We start from the raw sequence: 19,075 nt of genomic DNA on the forward strand, positions 1-19,075 counted from the left end.
AAACCTCGCCAACCAGCGGTATCCGTGGACAGTGTTTTCCGTCGCGGATGTCGTATCTGCCCGTCCGCAAGATGCGTCCGAACGGGGCGCCATTACGCAAAACGGCGGCAAAAGGCAAGCACGGCGTCGGTTCGCACTTAACGCAAATTTCACCGCTCGCCGCCACTATGGCTGCGATGGGTGGGAATAGTTACATGACAGCAGAACCGAAAGCGCGCGACCGCAGCGAGGACGCGCGGCGCGACATGTTCGCCGGGGGGATCGTCGTGGCCGCGATCCTGCTGTTCGTCGGCACCGGCGGCAGCGTGATGCAGTCGATCGTGCAGACGATCATCGGCCTCGGTGGGGGGCCCGACAAGGTGCTTGCCGCCGCGATGATCCTGAATATCGCGCTGATCCTCTTCGGCTGGCGCCGCTACGAGGACCTGAACCGCGAGATCCGCGAACGCACCGAGGCGGAACAGCGCGCGCGCTACCTCGCCGACACCGATCCGCTCACCGGCTTCCTCAACCGCCGTGCCCTGCTCGCGCAGGGGCAGCGGATGATCGCGGAAGCGACTGGCGAGCGTCGCTACGTCGCGCTGTTCCTGCTCGACCTCGACCATTTCAAGACCGTCAACGACATCCACGGCCACGCCGCCGGCGACCGCGTGCTGCAGGTTGCCGCAGAGCGCATCAACGAAATCCTGCCCCCGACCGCTACCAAGGCGCGGCTCGGCGGCGACGAGTTCGTCGCGATGCTCCCCTTCGAGCCCGTCGCGCGCGCCGAGATCGACGCACTGGCCGCGGCGCTGGTCACCGCGCTGGAAGATTCGGTCGCGCACGATTCGCAGCAGATCCGGATCGGCGCGTCGCTTGGCATCGCGCTCGCGACCGACGCCAGCATCACGATGGAAACGATGGTCCGCCAGGCCGACATCGCCATGTATCACTGCAAGGACGAGGGGCGGAACCGCCACTGCTGGTTCCAGGCGGGCATGGAAATGGCGGTGCAGATCCGCAACCAGATCGAAACCGGCATTCGCGACGGCATGCCGCGCGGCGAATTCATCCCCTATTTCGAACCGCAGGTCGACATCGCCAGCGGCCGCCTGCTCGGCTTCGAGATGCTGATGCGCTGGGAATCGCCCGAATATGGCCTGATCCCGCCCGAACGCTTCATCCCGGTCGCCGAGGAAAGCGGATTGATCGGCGAATTGTCGCTGCGCGTCGTCCGCGACGCGATGGAGATCGCCAAGAGCTGGGATCCGTCGATCGTGCTTGCGGTCAACATTTCACCGCAGCAGCTGAAAGACCCCTGGTTCAGCCAGAAGCTTACCAAGCTGCTCGTCGAGACGGGCTTCCCAGCGAACCAGCTCGAGGTCGAGATCACCGAAAGCTCGCTGTTCGAAAACCTCCCGCTCGTCCGCTCGATCGTCACCAGCCTCAAGAATCAGGGCGTCTCGCTCAGCCTCGACGATTTCGGCACCGGCTACAGCTCGCTCTCGCATCTCCGTGCATTGCCGTTCGACCGGATCAAGATCGACCGCAGCTTCATCGCGGCGATGCGCGGCAGCCCCGACGCGCAGGCGATCGTCGTCGCGATCGTCCGCCTCGGCGAAAGCCTCGCGATGCCGATCACCGCCGAGGGTGTCGAAGACGAAGCGACCGCGATCGAACTCACCCGGCTCGGCTGTTCGAAGGGCCAGGGCTGGTACTATGGCCGCGCGGCATCCGCCGCGGACACGGCGCGCCTGCTCGCCGACCGCGGCCTGCTGCGCGAGAGCGCCCGGCCGCTGCCTCCCCCGCCTGCCGGCGACGAGGAACCGCTCCGCAAGACGGCGTGACGCACCCAGGTCGCTAGACTTCCCGCCCCCGCGCCCTTACATGCGCGGCTATGGCTGACCGCTTCACCAAGATGCATGGGCTGGGCAACGACTTCGTGGTCATCGACGCGCGCGAGCGTCCCGTCGAGATGACCCCGGCGCGCGCCCATGCGATCGCCGACCGCAGCTTCGGCATCGGATGCGACCAGCTTATCCTGCTCGAACCCTCGACAAGCGCCGATGTGAAGATGCGCATCTTCAATGCCGACGGCAGCGAGGTCGAGGCGTGCGGCAATGCGACGCGCTGTGTCGCCACGCTGCTCGGCGAACCATCGGTGATCGAGACGCTGGGCGGGATGCTGCGCGTCACCCCTGCCGACGGCGGTGCCGAGGTGGTGCTGGGCGAACCCGTGTTCGACTGGGAGCATATCCCGCTCGCGATGCCGATGGACACGCGCGACATGCCCGTCGCCTGGGACGAGCTGGAACATGGCGCCGCGGTCAATGTCGGCAATCCACATATCGTCTTTTTCGTGCCCGAAGCCGACGCCGTCGCGCTCGACGAACTCGGCCCGCGGATCGAGACCGATCCGCTGTTCCCCGAGCGCGTCAACGTCAATGTCGCGAGCCTCGACGGCGAGAACCAGCTCCAGCTCCGCGTCTGGGAGCGCGGCGTGGGCCTGACACAGGCGTGCGGCACCGGGGCGTGCGCGACCGCGGTCGCCGCAATCCGCGCCGGGCTGGTCAAATCGCCCGTCACCGTGTCGCTGCCCGGCGGCGACCTGATCATCCGCTGGGCGCCCGGCGAGCCGATCGTGATGAGCGGCGCCGCGACGCGCGTCTATGACGGCGAGACCGACTGGACGCGCTTCGGATGACGATTGCGCTCGCCGACCGCGTCGAGGTCGTCAATTTCGGTTGCCGGCTCAACATCGCCGAGGGCGAGGCGGTACGCGCCGCGGCCAGGGCGGCGGGCGCGCGCGACACGATCGTCTTCAACAGCTGCGCCGTGACCGACGAAGCCGTCCGGCAGGCGCGGCAAGCGGTCCGCCGCGCGTTGCGCGAGCGGCCGGGGGCCGAGGTCGTGGTGACGGGATGCGCGGCGGAGCTCGAGGCCGAAACCTTTGCTGCGATGGGCGCGCGAGTGGTACGCAACGATGCCAAGGGTTTGGTTAAAAGCTATAAAGCCCCCGTGTCCCCGCGAAGGCGGGGACCCATCACCGGCAGGCGCGAAATAGCACCGGCGGGAGATGGACCCCCGCGTTCGCGGGGGAACATGACTTTTGATAAACCCGCACCGTACCAACCCGCCCTCTCCGGCGCCGATCACGCGCGCGCCTTCCTCGGCGTCCAGACGGGCTGCTCGCACAGCTGCACCTTCTGCGCGACCGTGCTCGCCCGCGGCACCGCCCGCTCGGCAACAACCGAAGCGGTGCTCGACGCCGCCCGCACGGCGATCGATCGCGGCCAGCGCGAGATCATCCTCACCGGGGTCGATCTTGCAAGCTATGGCGACGACAGCGGCACCAGCCTCGCGGCGCTGGTCGAAGCGTTGCTGACGCTGCCCGTCGAACGCCTGCGCCTCTCGTCGCTCGACCCGAACCGCATCGACGATGCGCTGTTCGCGCTGCTGACTGAGGAGGCGCGCGTGATGCCGCACGTCCATCTGTCGCTGCAGGCGGGCGACGACATGGTGCTGACGCGCATGAAGCGCCGCCACCGCCGCGCCGACGCCGTGCGCCTGACCGAACGGCTCAGGGCCGCCCGCCCCGACATCGCGATCGGCGCCGACCTGATCGCCGGATTCCCCACTGAGGATGACACCATGTTCGCCCATTCGATGGCCCTGATCGACGATTGCGACATCGTTTTCGGCCACATCTTTCCGTACAGCCCGCGCGCCGGCACCCCCGCCGCGCGGATGCCGCAGGTCGGCCGCGCCATCGCCCGCGAGCGTGCGGCCAAGCTCCGCGAAGCCAACGCGCGCCGCCGCACCGCCTGGCTCGATACACAGATCGGCCGCACCGCGTCGATGCTCGTCGAGCGCGACGGGCTGACCGGCCATGCCGAAAATTTCGCAGCGCTGACGCTGGCGACGCCCGCCGAACCTGGCAGCATCCTGCCGGTTCGCCTGACCGCGCGCGAGGGCGACAGGATGCTCGCGGCATGAGCGGCCTCAGCTGGAGCGAACGCCTGCTCGGCGGTCTCAAGCGCACGTCGGAGCGGCTCGGCGAAAATCTGTCGGGGCTCACCGGCAAATCGCGGCTCGACGACGACGATCTCGACCGGATCGAGGATGCGCTGATCACCGCCGACCTCGGCCCCAATATGGCCGCGCGCATCCGCGACCGCCTGTCCGAACGCCGCGACGTCGCCGCGAACGGCACCGACGAGTTGCGCAAGGTGGTAGCGGAAGAGATCGCCGCGGTGCTGCGCCCCGTCGCCGAGCCGCTCGACATCGACGCCTTCCCCCGCCCTCAGGTCATATTGGTGATCGGCGTCAACGGATCGGGGAAGACCACCACCATCGCCAAGCTCGCGCACCTGTTCCAGGAACAGGATTATGGCGTGATGCTCGTCGCTGGCGACACCTTCCGCGCCGCCGCGATCGGCCAGCTCAAAGTCTGGGCCGAACGGCTCGGCGTGCCGATCATGGCCGGCCCCGAAGGCGGCGACAGTGCGGGAATCGTCTTCGATGCGGTGAAGCAGGCGACCGCGACCGGCATCGACGTGCTGATCGTCGACACCGCCGGGCGGCTCCAGAACAAGCGCGAGCTGATGGACGAGCTTGCGAAGATCAAGCGCGTGCTCGGCCGCCTCAACCCCGCCGCGCCGCACGACGTTGTGCTCGTCCTCGACGCGACGACCGGGCAGAATGCGTTGTCGCAGATCGACGTGTTCCGCGAGGTCGCGGGGGTCACCGGGCTCGTGATGACCAAGCTCGACGGCACCGCGCGCGGCGGCGTTCTTGTCGCCGCGGCCGAGCGCCACGGCCTTCCCATCCACGCGATCGGCATCGGCGAGACGATCGACGATCTTCGCCCCTTCGACGCCGACGAGATCGCGGGCATCATTGCCGGAAACATCCGATGAGCGAACAGATAGACCAGCTTCCGGGCGGCCCCGAGCCGATCCCCGCGCCGCCGCCTGCCAAACATGGCTGGCTCAACTTCGCGATCGATTTCGGGCCGCTGCTCGTCTTCTTCCTGACCTATAAATTCTCCTCCGGCGGCACCGGCGCGTTCGCCGCGACAACCGGCGCGATCAAGGGCACCGTCGCCTTCATGGCGGCGATCATCGTCGCGATGATCGTCTCGAAGTGGAAGCTCGGGCGCATTTCGCCGATGCTGTGGATGTCGAGCATCCTCGTCCTCGGTTTCGGCGCGCTGACCATCTGGTTCCACGACGAGCGCTTCATCGTGATGAAGCCCACGATCATCTACGCCGCCTTCGCGGTGCTGCTGCTCGGCGGCTGGCTCCTCAAGAAGCCGATGCTCAAATATCTGCTGCAATCGGCGCTCGAGGGGGTGACCGAACGGGGCTGGCTGCTGCTGTCGCGCAACTGGGGCCTGTTCTTCGCCGCGCTCGGCGTCGCCAACCATGTGATGTACGAACTCATCCAGGCGAAGCAGATGAGTTTCGACCTCTGGCTGACGATCAAGGTCTGGGGCGTCACCGCCCTCTCCTTCCTCTTCACGCTGACGCAGGTGCCGGTGATGCTGAAGCACGGCCTTGCGGTTACCGAGGGCGCCGACAAGCAAGCTTGAGCCCGCCGCCACTCGCTGGCATATCCCCCTTCACGCTTCCGGGTCGCGCGGAGGCAAAACAGATGGAGGGGGACTATCATGGACAAATTTTTCGGTAATCTGCACGCCGTACTCGGCGCAGGCCTCGTACTTGCGATCATCCTGATGCTCGGTCTCAACGGCCAGAATTTCGAGGACGGGATCGCCGCGGGCAACGCGATCCTGCGCTGGCTGCACACCTTCTTCGGCATATTGTGGATCGGGCTGCTCTATTATTTCAACTTCGTGCAGATCCCGACGATGCCCAAGATCCCGGCCGAACTGAAACCCGCGGTGGGCAAGCATATCGCCCCGGCGGCGCTTTTCTGGTTCCGTTGGGCAGCACTGATCACGGTGCTGTTGGGACTCGCCATCGCTTTCCACGCCAAATATGCAATCCCGGCGCTGAGCTTCCAGGATCCGTACAAGCTGATCGGCGCGGGCATGTGGCTGGGCCTGATCATGGCGTTCAACGTCTGGTTCGTGATCTGGCCGAACCAGAAGAAGGCCCTCGGCATCGTCGAAGCCGACGATGCGACCAAGGCGGCCTCGGCCAAGACCGCGATGATCTTTTCGCGGACCAACACTTTGCTGTCGATCCCGATGCTCTATGCGATGGTGAACTTCAGCTGATGTGACGATCCTCCCTGTCGCGCAGCGATGGGGAGGTGGCAGCCCCCTTCGACTGCCTGCCTGCGGCAGTCGCTCAGGATAAACTGCGCCTTCGGCGCAGGGCTGACGGAGGGGCGATGGCGCACCGTCGCGGCCCCTCCACCACTGCTTCGCAGCGGTCCCCCTCCCCATGGCTTCGCCACGGGGAGGATTTACTTACCCTTCCACCGCCGCCTTGTGCATGCGGCCGTTGTGCACATAGTGCGCGACGCCCATCTGCATCCCCGCGGCCTGCGCATCGTCGATATCACGCACACGCCGCGCGGGCGATCCGGCCCAGAGCTCGCGGCCGGGAATCTCCTTGTGCTCGGTGAGCAACGCGCCCGCCGCAAGCATCGCGTCGCTGCCGATCACGCAACCGTTCATCACCGTCGCCTTGAGCCCGACGAAGGCGCGATCCGCCAATGTGCAGCCATGCACCATCGCCAGATGGCCGATCAGCACATCCTCGCCGATGATCGTGGGGTACCCCTCGGGCCGGTGCGGCATCGGACCGTCGCAATGCACGACGCTGCCGTCCTGGATATTCGAGCGCGCGCCGACGACGATATGGCTGACATCGGCGCGCAGCACGCAATTGTACCAGATGCTGACGTCGGGGCCGATCGTCACGTCGCCGATGATCCGGCATCCCGGCGCGATGAAGGCGCTGGGGTCGATCTGCGGCGCCTTGCCGTTCACGGCGATGATGCTGACGTCTTTATAGGTCATTCGCGCCTTCCGATAAGATGGCCCCACAGCAGGACCGGCAGGGTCGAGGCATAATCGTCGGTCCAGCGCTGGAAGCCTGCCCGCCGTTCGAGCGGCACCCACACGCCGTCGGCCTCGGCCTTTTCGCGCGGCTTCAGCCCGCCCGTCAACTGCTGCAACCGCGCAGATGTTGCGGTCAGCGCGACCCAGTTCGATCCGGTCAAGGCGCCGATGTCATCGCGACCACTGAGTTCGTCGGGCCGCGTGTCCATACGGATCGCCGCGGACCAGCCGCGCGCCCGCGCCTCGGTCGACAGCACCGGCTCGAGCTCAAAGAAGCGGTTCGAGATGTGGATCAGCAGCACCCCGCCCGGCTTCAGCGCGCGCGCATAGATGCCGATCGCCTCGGCGGTCAGCAGGTGCAGCGGGATCGCATCGGAAGAAAAGGCGTCGATCACCAATATGTCGAACTGCGCCGGCGGCAGCTTCGCGATCTGGAGCCGCGCGTCGCCGATCACGATCGGCACGTCGGGGGCGCATTCGCTGATGAAGGTGAATTTGGACGGGTCGCGCGCGATCTTCGCCATCGCCGGGTCGATCTCGAAGATCGTCCAGCGCTGGCCGGGCTTGCGATAGCAGGACAGCGTCCCGGCACCGAGGCCGACGAGGCCGACCGATGCCGTCGGGCCCGCCAGTTCCTCCGCCCGGTCGAGCGTCAGGCCGACCCCCGACTGGTGGCCGTAATAGGTCGTCGGTTCGAGCTGGTGGGGGGCGTCGGTACGCTGCAGCCCGTGGAGCGTCGTGCCGTGCGCCAACCGGCGCTGATGTTCGGCGGGATAATCGGTGACGGTGTAGACGCCGAAATAGCTGCGCACGCGATTGCCGGTAAAGCTTTCCTGCAGCGTGCCCCAGCCGCCGACCCCCAGCATCAGCATCGCGAGCGACAGGACGAAGGCCCATCGCCAGCCGATCACGAGCAGCCCGATGACGAAGAGCAGGATCCCCCACATCGCAACCTCGCCCTCGATCCGGCCGAGCCACAAATGCACCATCTTCCAGCAAGCGAAGGCGGCGACCCCCATAAGCGCGGCGACGATCGTCCGCGCGGTCGCGGGAGACAGCTTCGCCCATTTGTCCCAAGGGAACAAGGCCGGCAGCGGCAGCAGCATGGCGGCGGCGAGGACGAGCAACGGATGCTCATAGACCCAGTCGAACAGCAGCGGCGCGAACAGCGCCGCGAACAAGCCGCCAAGCACGCCGCCCGCCGACATGACGAGATAGAAGAGCGTCAGGTGCTGCGTTGCGGGGCGCAGATGATAGAGATAGCCGTGCAGCGCGACCGCGACGATGAACTGCATCGCAAGCGCCGCGAGCGCGACGAGCATCGTACCCCCGCTGGTGCTGAGCAACGCCAACCCGCCGACCGACAGCAGGACCGCGGGCGCGATCGTCGTGAAAACCTGCGTCAGGCGCTCAGCGGTCGAGAAGGCGATGACGAAGCTCAACAGGTAGAGACCGAGCGGCAGCACCCAGAGCAGCGGCATCGCGACGATGTCGGTGGTGAGATGCGTCGTCGTCGACAGCATCAGCCCCGACGGCACCGCCGCGAGCAGCAGCCAGTGGATCTGGCGGCGCAGCGTCGGGCGCGATTCGCCAGCAGTGACGCTTTCGGTCTCGTGGACCGCCTCGCCGCGCCAGCGCGCCGCGCCGCTTGCCGCGACGAGCAGCACCAGCACGCCATAGCCCGCAGTCCACAGCCAGCTCTGCGTCGCCAGCGGCATAGAGGGCTCGACCAGCGCCGGATAGCTGATCAGCCCCGCAAAGCTGCCGAGGTTCGACGCCGCATAGAGATAATAGGGATCGCCCGCGCGCGCGTCGGCGGCGAACCAGCGCTGCATCAGCGGCGCCTGCGCCGACACCGCGAAGAAGACGGGACCGATCGAGGCGAGCAGGAGCAGCGGAACCCAAAGCGCCTCCTGCCCCGGCGCGGGCGGCGCAAGGCTCGCAATGCCGATCGGCAGCCACAGCGCCGCGACGAGGAGCAGCGCGACATGGATCGTCGCCTGCCGCCGGACCGCAAAACGGCCGAGCCAGTGCGCATAGGCATAGCCGCCGAGCAGCAGCGCCTGATAGACGAGCATCGCGCTGTTCCACACTGCGGGCGCGCCGCCGAGTTTCGGCAGCACCATGCGCGCGACCATCGGCTGGACCTGAAAGAGCAGGAAACTGCCGACGAGGATCGTCAGCACGAACAGCCAGCGGCGCGGGCTCGATGCTTCGCGGTTCGTCATGCTGCGGCCTTGGTCCTCGCTATCGAATAGGTGACATGCCGGCGCAGCGGATCGCCCTCCGCCAGCTTTGGATGATCGAAATCCAGCCCCGCCCGATAGGCCATGCCGAGCCGCTCCATCACCGCGCGGCTACGCCCATTGCCTTCCCAGGTGATCGCCCAGAGGTCGTCGTCGTCGGGAAGATGCGCCAGCGCCCAGTCCGCCGCGCCGCGCGCCGCCTCGCTCGCATAGCCCGCACCCCAGGCGTCGCGCGCGAGCCGCCAGCCGAGTTCGGCCTTGCCCGCGACCGGGCCTGCGCTGCCCCGTATCACCCCGCACCAGCCGATCAGCCGCGCGTCCTCCTTGCGTTCGAGCGCCCAAAATGTGTGACCATGCTCCGCCTCGATCGCGCGGACCCGCCCGATCAGCGCCGCCGTCTCGTCCATGTCGAGCGGCGGGCCGAGCGTCGCCATCACATCGGGATCGCTGCAAATCTGCTGGAACGGCGCGATGTCCTCGTCGCGCCACGACCGCATGATCAGTCGCGCGGTCTCGATCATGCGCCGAGCAGCCGCGCGGCGTGCAGGGCGTGATAGGTCAGCACCCCCGACGCGCCCGCGCGGCGGAATGCAAGCAGGGTTTCGAGCACCAGCGCGTCGCGGTCGCCCGCGCCTACCGCCGCTGCCGCCTCGATCATCGCATATTCGCCCGACACCTGATAGGCATAGACCGGCACGGCGAAATGCTCCTTCACCGCGCGCACGACGTCGAGATAGGGCAGACCGGGCTTCACCATCACGCTGTCGGCACCCTCGGCGAGATCCTGCTCGACCTCGCGCAGCGCCTCCTCAACGTTCGCCGGGTCCATCTGGTAGGTCTTCTTGTCGCCCTTGAGCAGCCCGCGCGAGCCGACCGCATCGCGGAACGGGCCATAGAAGGCCGAGGCATATTTGGCCGCATAGCTCATGATCTGGACATGACCGAAACCCTCGGTCTCCAGCGCCTCGCGGATCGCGCCGACGCGGCCGTCCATCATGTCCGACGGCGCGATGATGTCGGCGCCCGCGCGCGCCTGATTCAGCGCCTGCCCGACCAGCACCTCGACCGTCTCGTCGTTGAGGACATAGCCCGTGTCGCCGATCAGCCCGTCCTGTCCATGGCTGGTATAGGGGTCGAGCGCGACGTCGGTGAGGACGCCGATGTCGTCGCCGAGCGCCTGCTTGATCGCGGCGGTCGCTCGGCACATCAGATTGTCGGGGTTGAGCGCTTCGGCGCCGTCCTCGCTCCGCAGCGCGGGCTCGGTGTAGGGGAACAGCGCAAGGCACGGGATGCCGGCGGCGGCGGCTTCCTTCGCGCGGTCGACGATCCGGTCGACCGACCAGCGCGACACGCCCGGCAGGCTCGCGATCGGCTCCTCGGCGCCGTCGCCGGGACAGACGAAGAGCGGCCAGATCAGGTTCGACGGCGTCAGGTGATGCTCGCGCACCATCGCCCGGCTCCAGCCGGTGCGGCGCGTGCGGCGGAGACGCAGGTCGGGAAAGGGGGCATGAGTCATGCCGCGTGCATAGCGGCGCCGAGCCCGAGGGCAAATGGATATTGGTGCGCGCGGGGCGCGGTCAGATGCCGCCGCCGACCCGCTTCTCTGCGACGTCGGCGAGCGAACCGAGCTTGGGGCCCTCGGCAGGCTTCGCCACGACCGCCGACATCGCGGCGCCCGGCGCGACCGAGGTGAGCTGGCGGATGCGCGCGCGGAAGTCGGCGAGCGCCTTGCCCTCGAGCTGCGCGCGCGTCACAAACGCGACCGACATTGGATTGACCGGGACGCCGTTGCGATAGACCTCGTAATGGAGGTGCGGACCCGTCGACAGGCCGCTCGACCCGATATAGCCGATCACCTGCCCGCGCGAGACATGCTGGCCCGGACGCACCGCGATACGGCTCATATGGCCATAGCCGGTGCCGAGCCCGCCGCCATGGCTGAGCTTGACATAATTGCCGAAGCCACCCGTGCGGCCGGCGATCGACACGAAGCCGTCGCTGACGGCATAGATGGGGGCGCCATAGCCGCCCCCGAAATCGACACCGCTGTGCATCCGGCGATAGCCGAGGATCGGATGGCGGCGCATCCCGAAGGTCGAGGTCACGCGCCCATTGGTCGGGCGGACCATGCCGCCGCGCTGTTCGCCGACGCCCGATGCCTCGAACCATTGTGTGCGGCCGTCGACAGTCCATTCGATCATCGACAGCTTCGCCTTCCCGCCGCGGACGAGACCCGCGTAGAGCAGCTTTCCGGTCTCGCTCTCGCCCGTTTCGGCGCGGCGATGGTCGACGATGATGTCGAACTGGTCGCTCGACCGTATGTCGCTGCCGACCGAAATCTGGCGGCCGATGACGCGGAGGTACGACTGGATCACCTCGGGCGAGGCGCCTGCCGCGCGCGCCGAGCGATAGAGGCTGCCGCCGACCGTGCCGCGGATGCGCAGCGGGGTCGAATCGACCGCGATCGGGATGCGGCGCATGACGAGGCGGCCGCCCTCTCGCTCCATCTCGATCCGAAGGTCGAAGCGCGCGCGCATCGCGAGCGCGTCGACCGGGCGCGGCATGGTGCGCGCGGCGCGGCGGCCGAGGATCAGGTCGACGCGCGTGCCCGGCGCGATGTCGGCAAGCGGGACGGCGCTCGACACCTGCGCCGCGATCGCCTGCGCGTCGCCGCTGCCGACGCCCGAGCGTTCGAGCACGCGGGCGAAGCTGTCGCCTGCCCCCAGGGTTGCGGTCAATTCGATCTGCGGGCGTTCGGGGGTCTGGGCGAGCGGGCGAACGGCGTCGGTCGCCGCCATGTGGCGGCCGGTGTCGCCGCCGAATGCCAGCGGCACGATCATCTGCGCGCGGGCTTCGTTAAAATCGGCGGCGTCGAGCGCAGGCGCCCGCACCGACAGCGGCTTGACGCCGGGGAAGGTCGAAATGGCCGCGCCGCACAGCAGGGTCAGCGTCGCGAGGCCGCGCCACCAATCCTGCGAACCGATATCGGCGCCGAGATCGGGAACAAGGTCGAGATGCGCCAGCCGGTCGCGCCACGACAGCGGTTCGGGATCGGCGCGCACGGGGCGAAACGGAATTGCCTGCGCCATCGACAGCACGGCCGTATTGCCGGACATAACCGCAATGGGCTCGTGACCCGATATGGGTTCGTGGCGCTGGAACAAAAAATGCAACCCCCGCTCGACGGGCCTCCCTTTGACCCGGCCGCCGAATGATCTTTTCGGCCCGCTGTCTGTAAAGAAAGGTCGTTAAAGTCAATTTAATGGCTGGGTATCGCGGGAGTCCTGCGGTGGGCCGTGGCGGCGGCGCGATGCGGTGTGTCGCGCGCGGAAAAATGCGCGCTCGCCTGCACCGTCCGACGATCGGCTGTTGCGCGGCGGGCGCGAGCGTGTCAGCGTGGCGCCAACGACAATGACGTCCTTCTCTTCCACTCCGGTCAAGGCTGTCCTTGGCCCCACCAACACCGGCAAAACCCATTTGGCGGTCGAGCGCCTGACCGCCCATGCGAGCGGCATGATCGGCTTCCCGCTGCGCTTGCTGGCGCGCGAGGTTTACGACCGCGTCGTCGCGATCAAGGGCGCGGCCGAGGTTGCGCTGGTGACGGGCGAGGAGCGCATCATGCCGCCGGGCGCGCGCTACCTGCTCGGGACGATGGAGGCGTTGCCGGTCGACCGCGACGTCGCCTTCGTCGGCATCGACGAGGTCCAGCTCGGCGCCGATCCCGAGCGCGGCCATGTCTTCACCGACCGCCTTCTGCGGGCACGCGGGCGCGAGGAGACGATGATCCTCGGCTCGGCGACGACCAGGGGTCTGGTCCGCAGCCTCGTTCCCGAGGCCGAAATCGTCACGCGCCCGCGTTTCTCGACCTTGAGCTATGCCGGGACGTCGAAACTGTCGCGGCTGCCAAAACGATCGGCGATCGTCGCCTTCTCGGCCGAAGAGGTTTACGCGATCGCCGAAATGCTCCGCCGCTTTTCGGGCGGCGCAGCGGTCGTGATGGGCGCGCTCAGCCCCAAGACGCGCAATGCGCAGGTCGCGATGTTCGAGGCGGGCGAGGTCGACTATCTCGTCGCGACCGATGCGATCGGCATGGGGCTCAACCTCGACGTCCAGCATGTCGCCTTCGCAAGCCTGCAGAAATTCGACGGACGCCGGCTTCGCCGCCTGACGATTTCCGAAATGGCGCAGATCGCAGGGCGCGCGGGTCGCCACCAGCAGGACGGCAGCTTCGGCACCGTCGGCCTGCCGCAGGGCGGCTTCACGCCCGAGGAAATCCTGGCGATCGAGGGACATCATTTCCCGCCGCTCGCCAGCCTGTTCTGGCGCAACCCGACCCCGCGCTACGACACGCTCGACGTGCTGCTCGCGGATCTTGCGCAGCCGCCGGGGCAGCCGACATTGCGCCCCGCGCCCGAGGCGGTCGACATCGCGGTCCTGAAGCATCTTGCCGGCGACATGGAAGTGCGGATGCGCGGGAACGAGCCCGAAGCGGTCGCGCGCCTGTGGGACGTCTGCGGCCTCCCCGATTTCGAGCAATTGGGCGCCGAGCATCACAGCCGTACCGTGCTGAGGCTCTGGCAATGGCGGACGAGCGGCGACGGGATGATCGATCCCGACTGGTTCGCCAAACGCCTCGCGCGGCTCGACGACACCGACGGCGACATCGACCAGCTCGCGAGCCGCATCGCCGCGGTCCGCACGCTCTGTTTCATCGCGCAGCGCGGCGACTGGATCGCGGGCGGCGCCGGATGGACCGAGCGGACGCAGGATCTCGAATCGCGCCTGTCGGATGCGCTGCACGCCGCGCTCGCCCAGCGTTTCGTCGACCGCCGCCTCGCGCTGCTGATCCGCGACGCGGGGCAGCGTCACGCCTCGCTTCCCGTCGCGGTCGCCGTCGACGGCACCGTCGCGGTCGACGGCGAGCCGATCGGCACGCTCAAGGGTTTTTCGTTCAAGGTCGATGCGCGGGCGCGGGCAAGCGACCACCGCCTGCTCCTTGCCGCGGCGGAAAAGCATCTGCGCAGCGAACTCGCGCGCCGCGCCGCGACCTTGGCCGCAGGCGAGGATAATGCGCTGTCGCTCGTCAGCGAAGCCGGCGGCGCGCCGCGCCTCGCCTGGCACGGACACATCGTCGCGACGCTCGCGCGCGGGCCGACGCTCGTCCAGCCCGCGATCCAGATCGACGCATCGCTGCGCCGCCTCGAGCCGCAGCAGGTTCAGGCGATCTCGGAGCGGTTGCAGATTTTCGTCGCGCAGCAGCTTGCGCGCCACGCGGGGCCGCTCGCCACGATGGGAGAAGCCGCGGGCGACCTCTTCACCCCGCCGCGCGTCCGCGCGCTGCTCGCCGCGCTCGTCGATGGCGGCGGCACCGTCCCGCGCGCCTCGGTCGAAGCGCAGCTCGAGGTGATGAGCGCCGAAGAGCGGCCGCAGCTCCGCAAGCTCGGCCTGACCATCGGCTCGCTCGACATCTTTCACCACCAGCTTCTGAAGCCCGAGGCGGTGCGCTGGCGCGCCGCGCTGCTCGCAGCGCAGCAGGGCGAGAGCGTGCCCGCCCTGCCGCCGCAGGGCGCGGTGCTGCAAAAGACCGGCAGCCACACCGGGCTGCGCATCGCCGGCTTCCGCCGCTGCGCCGCGGGCTGGCTGCGCATCGACATGGCCGAGCGGCTCGCGCGTCAGGCGCACGCCGCGCGCATCCAGGCGGCGGCGATCCCCGGCAAGGCGCGTGCGGGCGACGACGACCATCATGACGGGCATCATGCCGACGACGGCCATGACGCCACCGCCGCCTCGCCGCCGGGGTTCGCGATCGACCCCGCGCTCGCCACCTCGCTAGGCCTCGACGAGGAGACGCGCCGCGCCCTGCTGCAAAGCTTCGGCTTCCGCACCGTCGGCGACCCGGCGCTGCAACGCTGGCGCTGGGCGGGGCTCAAGCATCCCGACAAGCGTCAGCGCCGCAAGCATGGTAAGGAACAACCGCACGAAAACACCGCCGCCGCCAAGGGTAAGGCAGAGCGCTCGCACGCCAAGCAGGCCAGCGGCCGGCGACCGAAGCATGGCCAGAAGCCCGGTCAGAAGCATGGAATCCCGGCCCCCGCCAACGCCGCGCCGCGCTCGCCGCGCCCCGACCGCCCGCAACGGCGCGGCCCGTCGCCGCACAGCCCGTTCGCGGGCCTCGCCGCGCTGCTCGCCGACGTGCGCAAGGATTGACGGCGCGCCGATGGCCAGTCCCGGCGCCGCAGGAAGCATCCGGCTCGACAAGCTGCTCTGGTATCTGCGCTTCGCGCGCTCGCGCAGCATCGCGCAGGCGATGGTGACGGCGGGACATATCCGCCTCGACGGCCGCCGCATCACCCGCCCCTCGGCCGCGGTCCATGCCGGTGCAACGCTGGTGCTGCCGGTCGGCGAGCGCATCGAGGTGATCCGCCTCCTCACCCTCCCCGGGCGCCGCGGCCCCGCGCCCGAAGCGCAGGCCTGCTATATCCGGCTCGATGCCGGAGCACCCGTCGCCTCCATCTGAGCTATCGGCGGCGAAGGAAAAGCTGTCGCCCGAAACCGGCGCCGTTGGCCTACAGAATGAGAGTGATTCGCAACTGTCGCTTTGCGTTGACGCGCCGCGTTCGCGCGGCATAGAGGCGGGTCGAACGATCATCCGGACGGCAAGGGTGCCGCCGGCCAAGGGAGCAAAAGCCCATGACCTATGTTGTGACGGACGCCTGCATCCGGTGCAAATATATGGACTGCGTCGAGGTCTGCCCCGTCGACTGTTTCTATGAGGGCGAGAATATGCTCGTCATCAATCCGAACGAGTGCATCGACTGCGGCGTGTGCGAACCCGAATGCCCCGCCGAAGCGATCCTGCCCGACACCGAAAGCGGTCTCGAAAAGTGGCTCGAAGTGAACAGCAAGTTCAGCGCCGAATGGCCGAACATCACGGTCAAGAAGGACAGCCCCGCCGACGCCGACGAATGGAAGGGCGTCGAGGGCAAGTACGAGAACCATTTCTCCGCCGAGCCCGGCGAAGGCGACTGATCGCCGCACCGGCGGCAAGGCAAAAGGGGCGGGTCATTCCCGCCTCTTTTCTTTTTCGGGTTGGTGTCCCGCGCTCCCTTTTGGTCAATTGCGGACGCTCAGAATATCGTCACCCTGAACTTGTTTCAAGGTCCATGGTCTGCCGTTTCCTTCAGCGCGGCATAGAATTAGAGCGCCGGCCATGGATGCTGAAACAGCGAGGCCATCGCCGCAGCCAGCATGACGAGCAGGTAAAGACAGCTCCGCACCCCGCAGCCGACATAGAGGCGGCACACCGTAATCCGTGCCCCAACAATTTGCCCCCTTGAAACGCTCCGTCTTGCCGCCGATGTAGGGCGACGGAGGGGCAGCCCGCCGGTCCTCGGCGCGGCAACCCGATAAATGTAAGGACTTAATCCCGATGATCGATCCGCTGGCCGCCCTTGTTCCCGTCGTCGTCGAACAGACGAGTCGCGGCGAACGCAGCTTCGACATTTTCTCGCGCCTGCTGCGCGAACGGATCGTTTTCGTCACCGGCGAGGTCGAGGACAATATGGCCTCGCTGATCGTCGCACAGCTCTTGTTCCTCGAATCGGAAAATCCGAAGAAGGACATCTATATGTATATCAACTCGCCGGGCGGCGTCGTCACGGCGGGCATGGCGATCCACGACACGATGCAATATATCCGTCCGCGCGTCGGCACGGTGTGCATCGGCCAGGCCGCCTCGATGGGCAGCTTCCTGCTCGCGGCGGGCGAGCCCGGGATGCGCGTCGCGCTGACCAATGCGCGCGTGATGATCCACCAGCCGTCGGGCGGCGCGCGCGGCATGGCATCGGACATCGAGATCCAGGCCAAGGAAATCCTGCGCATCCGCAAGCGGATGAACGACCTCTATGTCAAATATACCGGCAAGTCGCTGAAAGAGATCGAGAAGGCGATGGACCGCGACACCTTCCTCGAGGCCGACGAAGCCAAGACCTTCGGCCTCGTCGACCATGTGTACGACCGCCGTCCGGGCCTGCCCGGCGATGAGTCGCCCAAGGAAATCAGCGAAGGCCCGACGCCCTGAGCAACGCGCGGCGCGCCCGGATCAAGCAACGCAGAACCGTCAGTAACCGCGTTTCTTGACGGCTCTTTCGCCGACCTGTGCCAGACCGGACATTGTACCCATGTCACCCAATTGCCATATTGTAATTGGGTGGCCGGGGATTAGGATAAAGGAATCGGCGCCCCATTTGGGTCCGCCAGAGGATATTATATGACCAAATTGAGCGGCTCGGACAGCAAGAGCACTCTTTACTGCTCCTTCTGCGGCAAGTCGCAGCACGAAGTCCGCAAGCTGATTGCCGGACCGACCGTGTTCATCTGCGACGAATGCGTCGAGCTTTGCAACGACATCATCCGCGAAGAGATCAAGGGCGGGGTCGCCGCGCGCAAGGACGGCGCGGTACCGACGCCGCTGGAAATCTGCCAGCATCTCGACGCCTATGTGATCGGCCAGAACAAGGCCAAGCGCGTGCTGTCGGTCGCGGTCCACAACCATTACAAGCGCCTCGCCAACTCGGGTCGCGGCGAAGACGTCGAACTCGCGAAGTCGAACATCCTGCTCGTCGGCCCGACGGGCAGCGGCAAGACCCTGCTCGCGCAGACGCTCGCGCGTTTTCTCGACGTGCCCTTCACGATGGCCGACGCGACGACGCTCACCGAGGCGGGCTATGTCGGCGAGGATGTCGAGAATATCATCCTGAAGCTGCTCCAGGCCAGCGACTATAATGTCGAAAAGGCGCAGCGCGGCATCGTCTATATCGACGAGATCGACAAGATCAGCCGCAAGGCCGAAAACCCGTCGATCACCCGCGACGTGTCGGGCGAAGGCGTGCAGCAGGCGCTGCTCAAGCTGATGGAAGGCACGACCGCCAGCGTTCCGCCGCAGGGCGGCCGCAAGCATCCGCAGCAGGAATTCCTGCAGGTCGACACGACGAACATCCTGTTCATCGCCGGCGGCGCCTTCGCCGGCCTCGAAAAGATCATCGGCGACCGCCTGCAGGGCAAGTCGATCGGTTTCGGCGCGCATGTCGCCGGGCCCGACGAACGCCGCGCGGGCGAGGTGCTGAAGAATATCGAGCCCGAGGATCTGCTGAAGTTCGGCCTGATCCCCGAATTCGTCGGCCGCCTGCCGGTCATCGCGACGCTCGAGGATCTCGACATCGACGCGCTGGTCAAGATTCTGGGCGAGCCCAAGAACGCGCTGGTCAAGCAGTATAAGAAGCTGTTCGACCTCGAGGAAGTGTCGCTGACCTTCACCGACGATGCGCTCATCGCGGTCGCGAAAAAGGCGATCGAACGCAAGACCGGCGCGCGCGGCCTCCGCTCGATCGTCGAGGCGATCCTGCTCGACACGATGTTCGACCTGCCCGACCTCACCGACGTCGTCGAGATCGTCGTCGACAAGGACGTCGTCGAAGGCCGCAAGGATCCGGTGCGCGTCTATGCCGACAAGGCAAAGGAAGCCGGCGACGCCGCCTGAGTCGCGACCGCCTTTTCCGGACATGACGGGGTGCCGCGCGCAATGCGCGGCGCCCCTTTTTGTTGCATTGCAGCAACAGTTCGCCAAAAAAAAGCCGCTCACCCTGTGGATAGTTTGGCTTGGGTCACGAAAATTCGCGCTTTTTTAGCCTTTCACCGGCCGCGCCTCCCCTCCCGGCTTGCACTGTCACAATTGCTGTCACAATCGTGCCACATGCGGGCTTCAGGGGCGCTCGCAGGTCAGGGGCGCCCTTTGTCGCGCGTCTGCCGAACGCAC

16 protein-coding genes are annotated in these 19,075 nt (G+C 67.3%); 11 read left to right on the forward strand and 5 right to left on the reverse strand.

What is annotated here, in order from left to right:
* The first annotated feature begins 194 nt into the window (after positions 1-194).
* The 6 genes from ATE64_RS13655 (at position 195) to ATE64_RS13680 (ending at position 6,223) form a co-directional block, all read left to right on the forward strand.
* Positions 195-1,826 (forward strand): EAL domain-containing protein, encoded by a 1,632-nt coding sequence (locus tag ATE64_RS13655; protein ID WP_058455031.1) that lies wholly within the window; start codon positions 195-197, stop codon positions 1,824-1,826.
* A gap of 50 nt (positions 1,827-1,876) precedes the next feature.
* Complete coding sequence (dapF, locus tag ATE64_RS13660; protein WP_058455030.1) at positions 1,877-2,683, forward strand: diaminopimelate epimerase; 807 nt, start codon at positions 1,877-1,879, stop codon at positions 2,681-2,683.
* Positions 2,680-3,975 carry a MiaB/RimO family radical SAM methylthiotransferase gene (locus ATE64_RS13665; protein ID WP_058455029.1) on the forward strand — a complete coding sequence of 432 codons (1,296 nt, stop codon included), beginning with the start codon at positions 2,680-2,682 and terminating at the stop codon, positions 3,973-3,975. The genes dapF and ATE64_RS13665 overlap by 4 nt, the downstream gene beginning before the upstream one ends.
* Entirely contained in the window at positions 3,972-4,898 is a 927-nt protein-coding gene (gene ftsY, locus ATE64_RS13670; protein WP_058455028.1) for a signal recognition particle-docking protein FtsY, read from the forward strand. The genes ATE64_RS13665 and ftsY overlap by 4 nt, the downstream gene beginning before the upstream one ends.
* Positions 4,895-5,572: an inner membrane-spanning protein YciB gene (locus ATE64_RS13675; RefSeq protein WP_058455027.1), complete on the forward strand. Its 678-nt coding sequence runs from the start codon at positions 4,895-4,897 to the stop codon at positions 5,570-5,572. Before ftsY ends, ATE64_RS13675 begins: the two co-directional genes overlap by 4 nt.
* 78 nt (positions 5,573-5,650) lie before the next feature.
* Positions 5,651-6,223 (forward strand): urate hydroxylase PuuD, encoded by a 573-nt coding sequence (locus tag ATE64_RS13680; protein WP_058455026.1) that lies wholly within the window; start codon positions 5,651-5,653, stop codon positions 6,221-6,223.
* Positions 6,224-6,418: 195 nt separating this feature from the next.
* On the opposite strand, the gene ATE64_RS13685 is transcribed toward ATE64_RS13680, so the two are convergent.
* The 5 genes from ATE64_RS13685 to ATE64_RS22345 form a co-directional block, all read right to left on the reverse strand.
* Positions 6,419-6,973, reverse strand: a complete 555-nt coding sequence (locus ATE64_RS13685) for a gamma carbonic anhydrase family protein (RefSeq protein ID WP_058455025.1) — start codon at positions 6,971-6,973, stop codon at positions 6,419-6,421.
* On the reverse strand, positions 6,970-9,243 hold the full coding sequence (locus ATE64_RS13690) for a fused MFS/spermidine synthase (protein WP_058455024.1): 2,274 nt from the start codon (positions 9,241-9,243) through the stop codon (positions 6,970-6,972). Before ATE64_RS13690 ends, ATE64_RS13685 begins: the two co-directional genes overlap by 4 nt.
* Entirely contained in the window at positions 9,240-9,782 is a 543-nt protein-coding gene (locus tag ATE64_RS13695; protein WP_058455023.1) for a GNAT family N-acetyltransferase, read from the reverse strand. Before ATE64_RS13695 ends, ATE64_RS13690 begins: the two co-directional genes overlap by 4 nt.
* Positions 9,779-10,777 (reverse strand): porphobilinogen synthase, encoded by a 999-nt coding sequence (hemB, locus tag ATE64_RS13700; protein WP_058455022.1) that lies wholly within the window; start codon positions 10,775-10,777, stop codon positions 9,779-9,781. Before hemB ends, ATE64_RS13695 begins: the two co-directional genes overlap by 4 nt.
* A 61-nt stretch (positions 10,778-10,838) precedes the next feature.
* Positions 10,839-12,377 (reverse strand): peptidoglycan DD-metalloendopeptidase family protein, encoded by a 1,539-nt coding sequence (locus ATE64_RS22345; RefSeq protein ID WP_058455021.1) that lies wholly within the window; start codon positions 12,375-12,377, stop codon positions 10,839-10,841.
* A 295-nt stretch (positions 12,378-12,672) separates the two neighbouring features.
* Here ATE64_RS22345 and ATE64_RS13710 point away from each other — a divergent pair, with 295 nt between their 5' ends.
* The 5 genes from ATE64_RS13710 to clpX all read left to right on the forward strand — a co-directional run bounded on the left by ATE64_RS13710 (position 12,673) and on the right by clpX (position 18,799).
* Positions 12,673-15,468 carry a helicase-related protein gene (locus tag ATE64_RS13710; RefSeq protein ID WP_058455136.1) on the forward strand — a complete coding sequence of 932 codons (2,796 nt, stop codon included), beginning with the start codon at positions 12,673-12,675 and terminating at the stop codon, positions 15,466-15,468.
* Positions 15,469-15,478: 10 nt separating this feature from the next.
* A complete protein-coding gene (locus ATE64_RS13715) occupies positions 15,479-15,778 on the forward strand; it encodes an RNA-binding S4 domain-containing protein (protein ID WP_058455020.1) in 300 nt (99 codons plus the stop codon).
* Positions 15,779-15,951: 173 nt separating this feature from the next.
* Positions 15,952-16,290 (forward strand): ferredoxin FdxA, encoded by a 339-nt coding sequence (gene fdxA, locus ATE64_RS13720; RefSeq protein WP_058455019.1) that lies wholly within the window; start codon positions 15,952-15,954, stop codon positions 16,288-16,290.
* Positions 16,291-16,690: 400 nt separating this feature from the next.
* The gene (gene clpP, locus ATE64_RS13725) at positions 16,691-17,341 is read left to right on the forward strand and encodes an ATP-dependent Clp endopeptidase proteolytic subunit ClpP (RefSeq protein ID WP_058455018.1); all 651 of its coding nucleotides are present in this window, start codon (positions 16,691-16,693) and stop codon (positions 17,339-17,341) included.
* Between the two features lie 189 nt (positions 17,342-17,530).
* Positions 17,531-18,799, forward strand: a complete 1,269-nt coding sequence (gene clpX, locus ATE64_RS13730) for an ATP-dependent Clp protease ATP-binding subunit ClpX (protein ID WP_058455017.1) — start codon at positions 17,531-17,533, stop codon at positions 18,797-18,799.
* The last annotated feature ends 276 nt before the right edge of the window (positions 18,800-19,075 follow it).

The sequence above is a fragment of the Sphingopyxis sp. H073 genome (assembly GCF_001468395.1).
Lineage (GTDB): Bacteria > Pseudomonadota > Alphaproteobacteria > Sphingomonadales > Sphingomonadaceae > Sphingopyxis.

Coding starts and splice junctions, on each gene's coding strand:
- ATE64_RS13710 (WP_058455136.1), top strand. CDS start 12,673: ATGACGTCCTTCTCTTCCACTCCGGTCAAGGCTGTCCTTGGCCCCACC.
- hemB (WP_058455022.1), bottom strand. CDS start 10,777: ATGACTCATGCCCCCTTTCCCGACCTGCGTCTCCGCCGCACGCGCCGC.
- clpP (WP_058455018.1), top strand. CDS start 16,691: ATGATCGATCCGCTGGCCGCCCTTGTTCCCGTCGTCGTCGAACAGACG.
- ATE64_RS13655 (WP_058455031.1), top strand. CDS start 195: ATGACAGCAGAACCGAAAGCGCGCGACCGCAGCGAGGACGCGCGGCGC.
- ATE64_RS13665 (WP_058455029.1), top strand. CDS start 2,680: ATGACGATTGCGCTCGCCGACCGCGTCGAGGTCGTCAATTTCGGTTGC.
- ATE64_RS13695 (WP_058455023.1), bottom strand. CDS start 9,782: ATGATCGAGACCGCGCGACTGATCATGCGGTCGTGGCGCGACGAGGAC.
- ATE64_RS22345 (WP_058455021.1), bottom strand. CDS start 12,377: ATGTCCGGCAATACGGCCGTGCTGTCGATGGCGCAGGCAATTCCGTTT.
- ATE64_RS13685 (WP_058455025.1), bottom strand. CDS start 6,973: ATGACCTATAAAGACGTCAGCATCATCGCCGTGAACGGCAAGGCGCCG.
- ATE64_RS13680 (WP_058455026.1), top strand. CDS start 5,651: ATGGACAAATTTTTCGGTAATCTGCACGCCGTACTCGGCGCAGGCCTC.
- clpX (WP_058455017.1), top strand. CDS start 17,531: ATGACCAAATTGAGCGGCTCGGACAGCAAGAGCACTCTTTACTGCTCC.
- ATE64_RS13715 (WP_058455020.1), top strand. CDS start 15,479: ATGGCCAGTCCCGGCGCCGCAGGAAGCATCCGGCTCGACAAGCTGCTC.
- ftsY (WP_058455028.1), top strand. CDS start 3,972: ATGAGCGGCCTCAGCTGGAGCGAACGCCTGCTCGGCGGTCTCAAGCGC.
- dapF (WP_058455030.1), top strand. CDS start 1,877: ATGGCTGACCGCTTCACCAAGATGCATGGGCTGGGCAACGACTTCGTG.
- ATE64_RS13675 (WP_058455027.1), top strand. CDS start 4,895: ATGAGCGAACAGATAGACCAGCTTCCGGGCGGCCCCGAGCCGATCCCC.
- ATE64_RS13690 (WP_058455024.1), bottom strand. CDS start 9,243: ATGACGAACCGCGAAGCATCGAGCCCGCGCCGCTGGCTGTTCGTGCTG.
- fdxA (WP_058455019.1), top strand. CDS start 15,952: ATGACCTATGTTGTGACGGACGCCTGCATCCGGTGCAAATATATGGAC.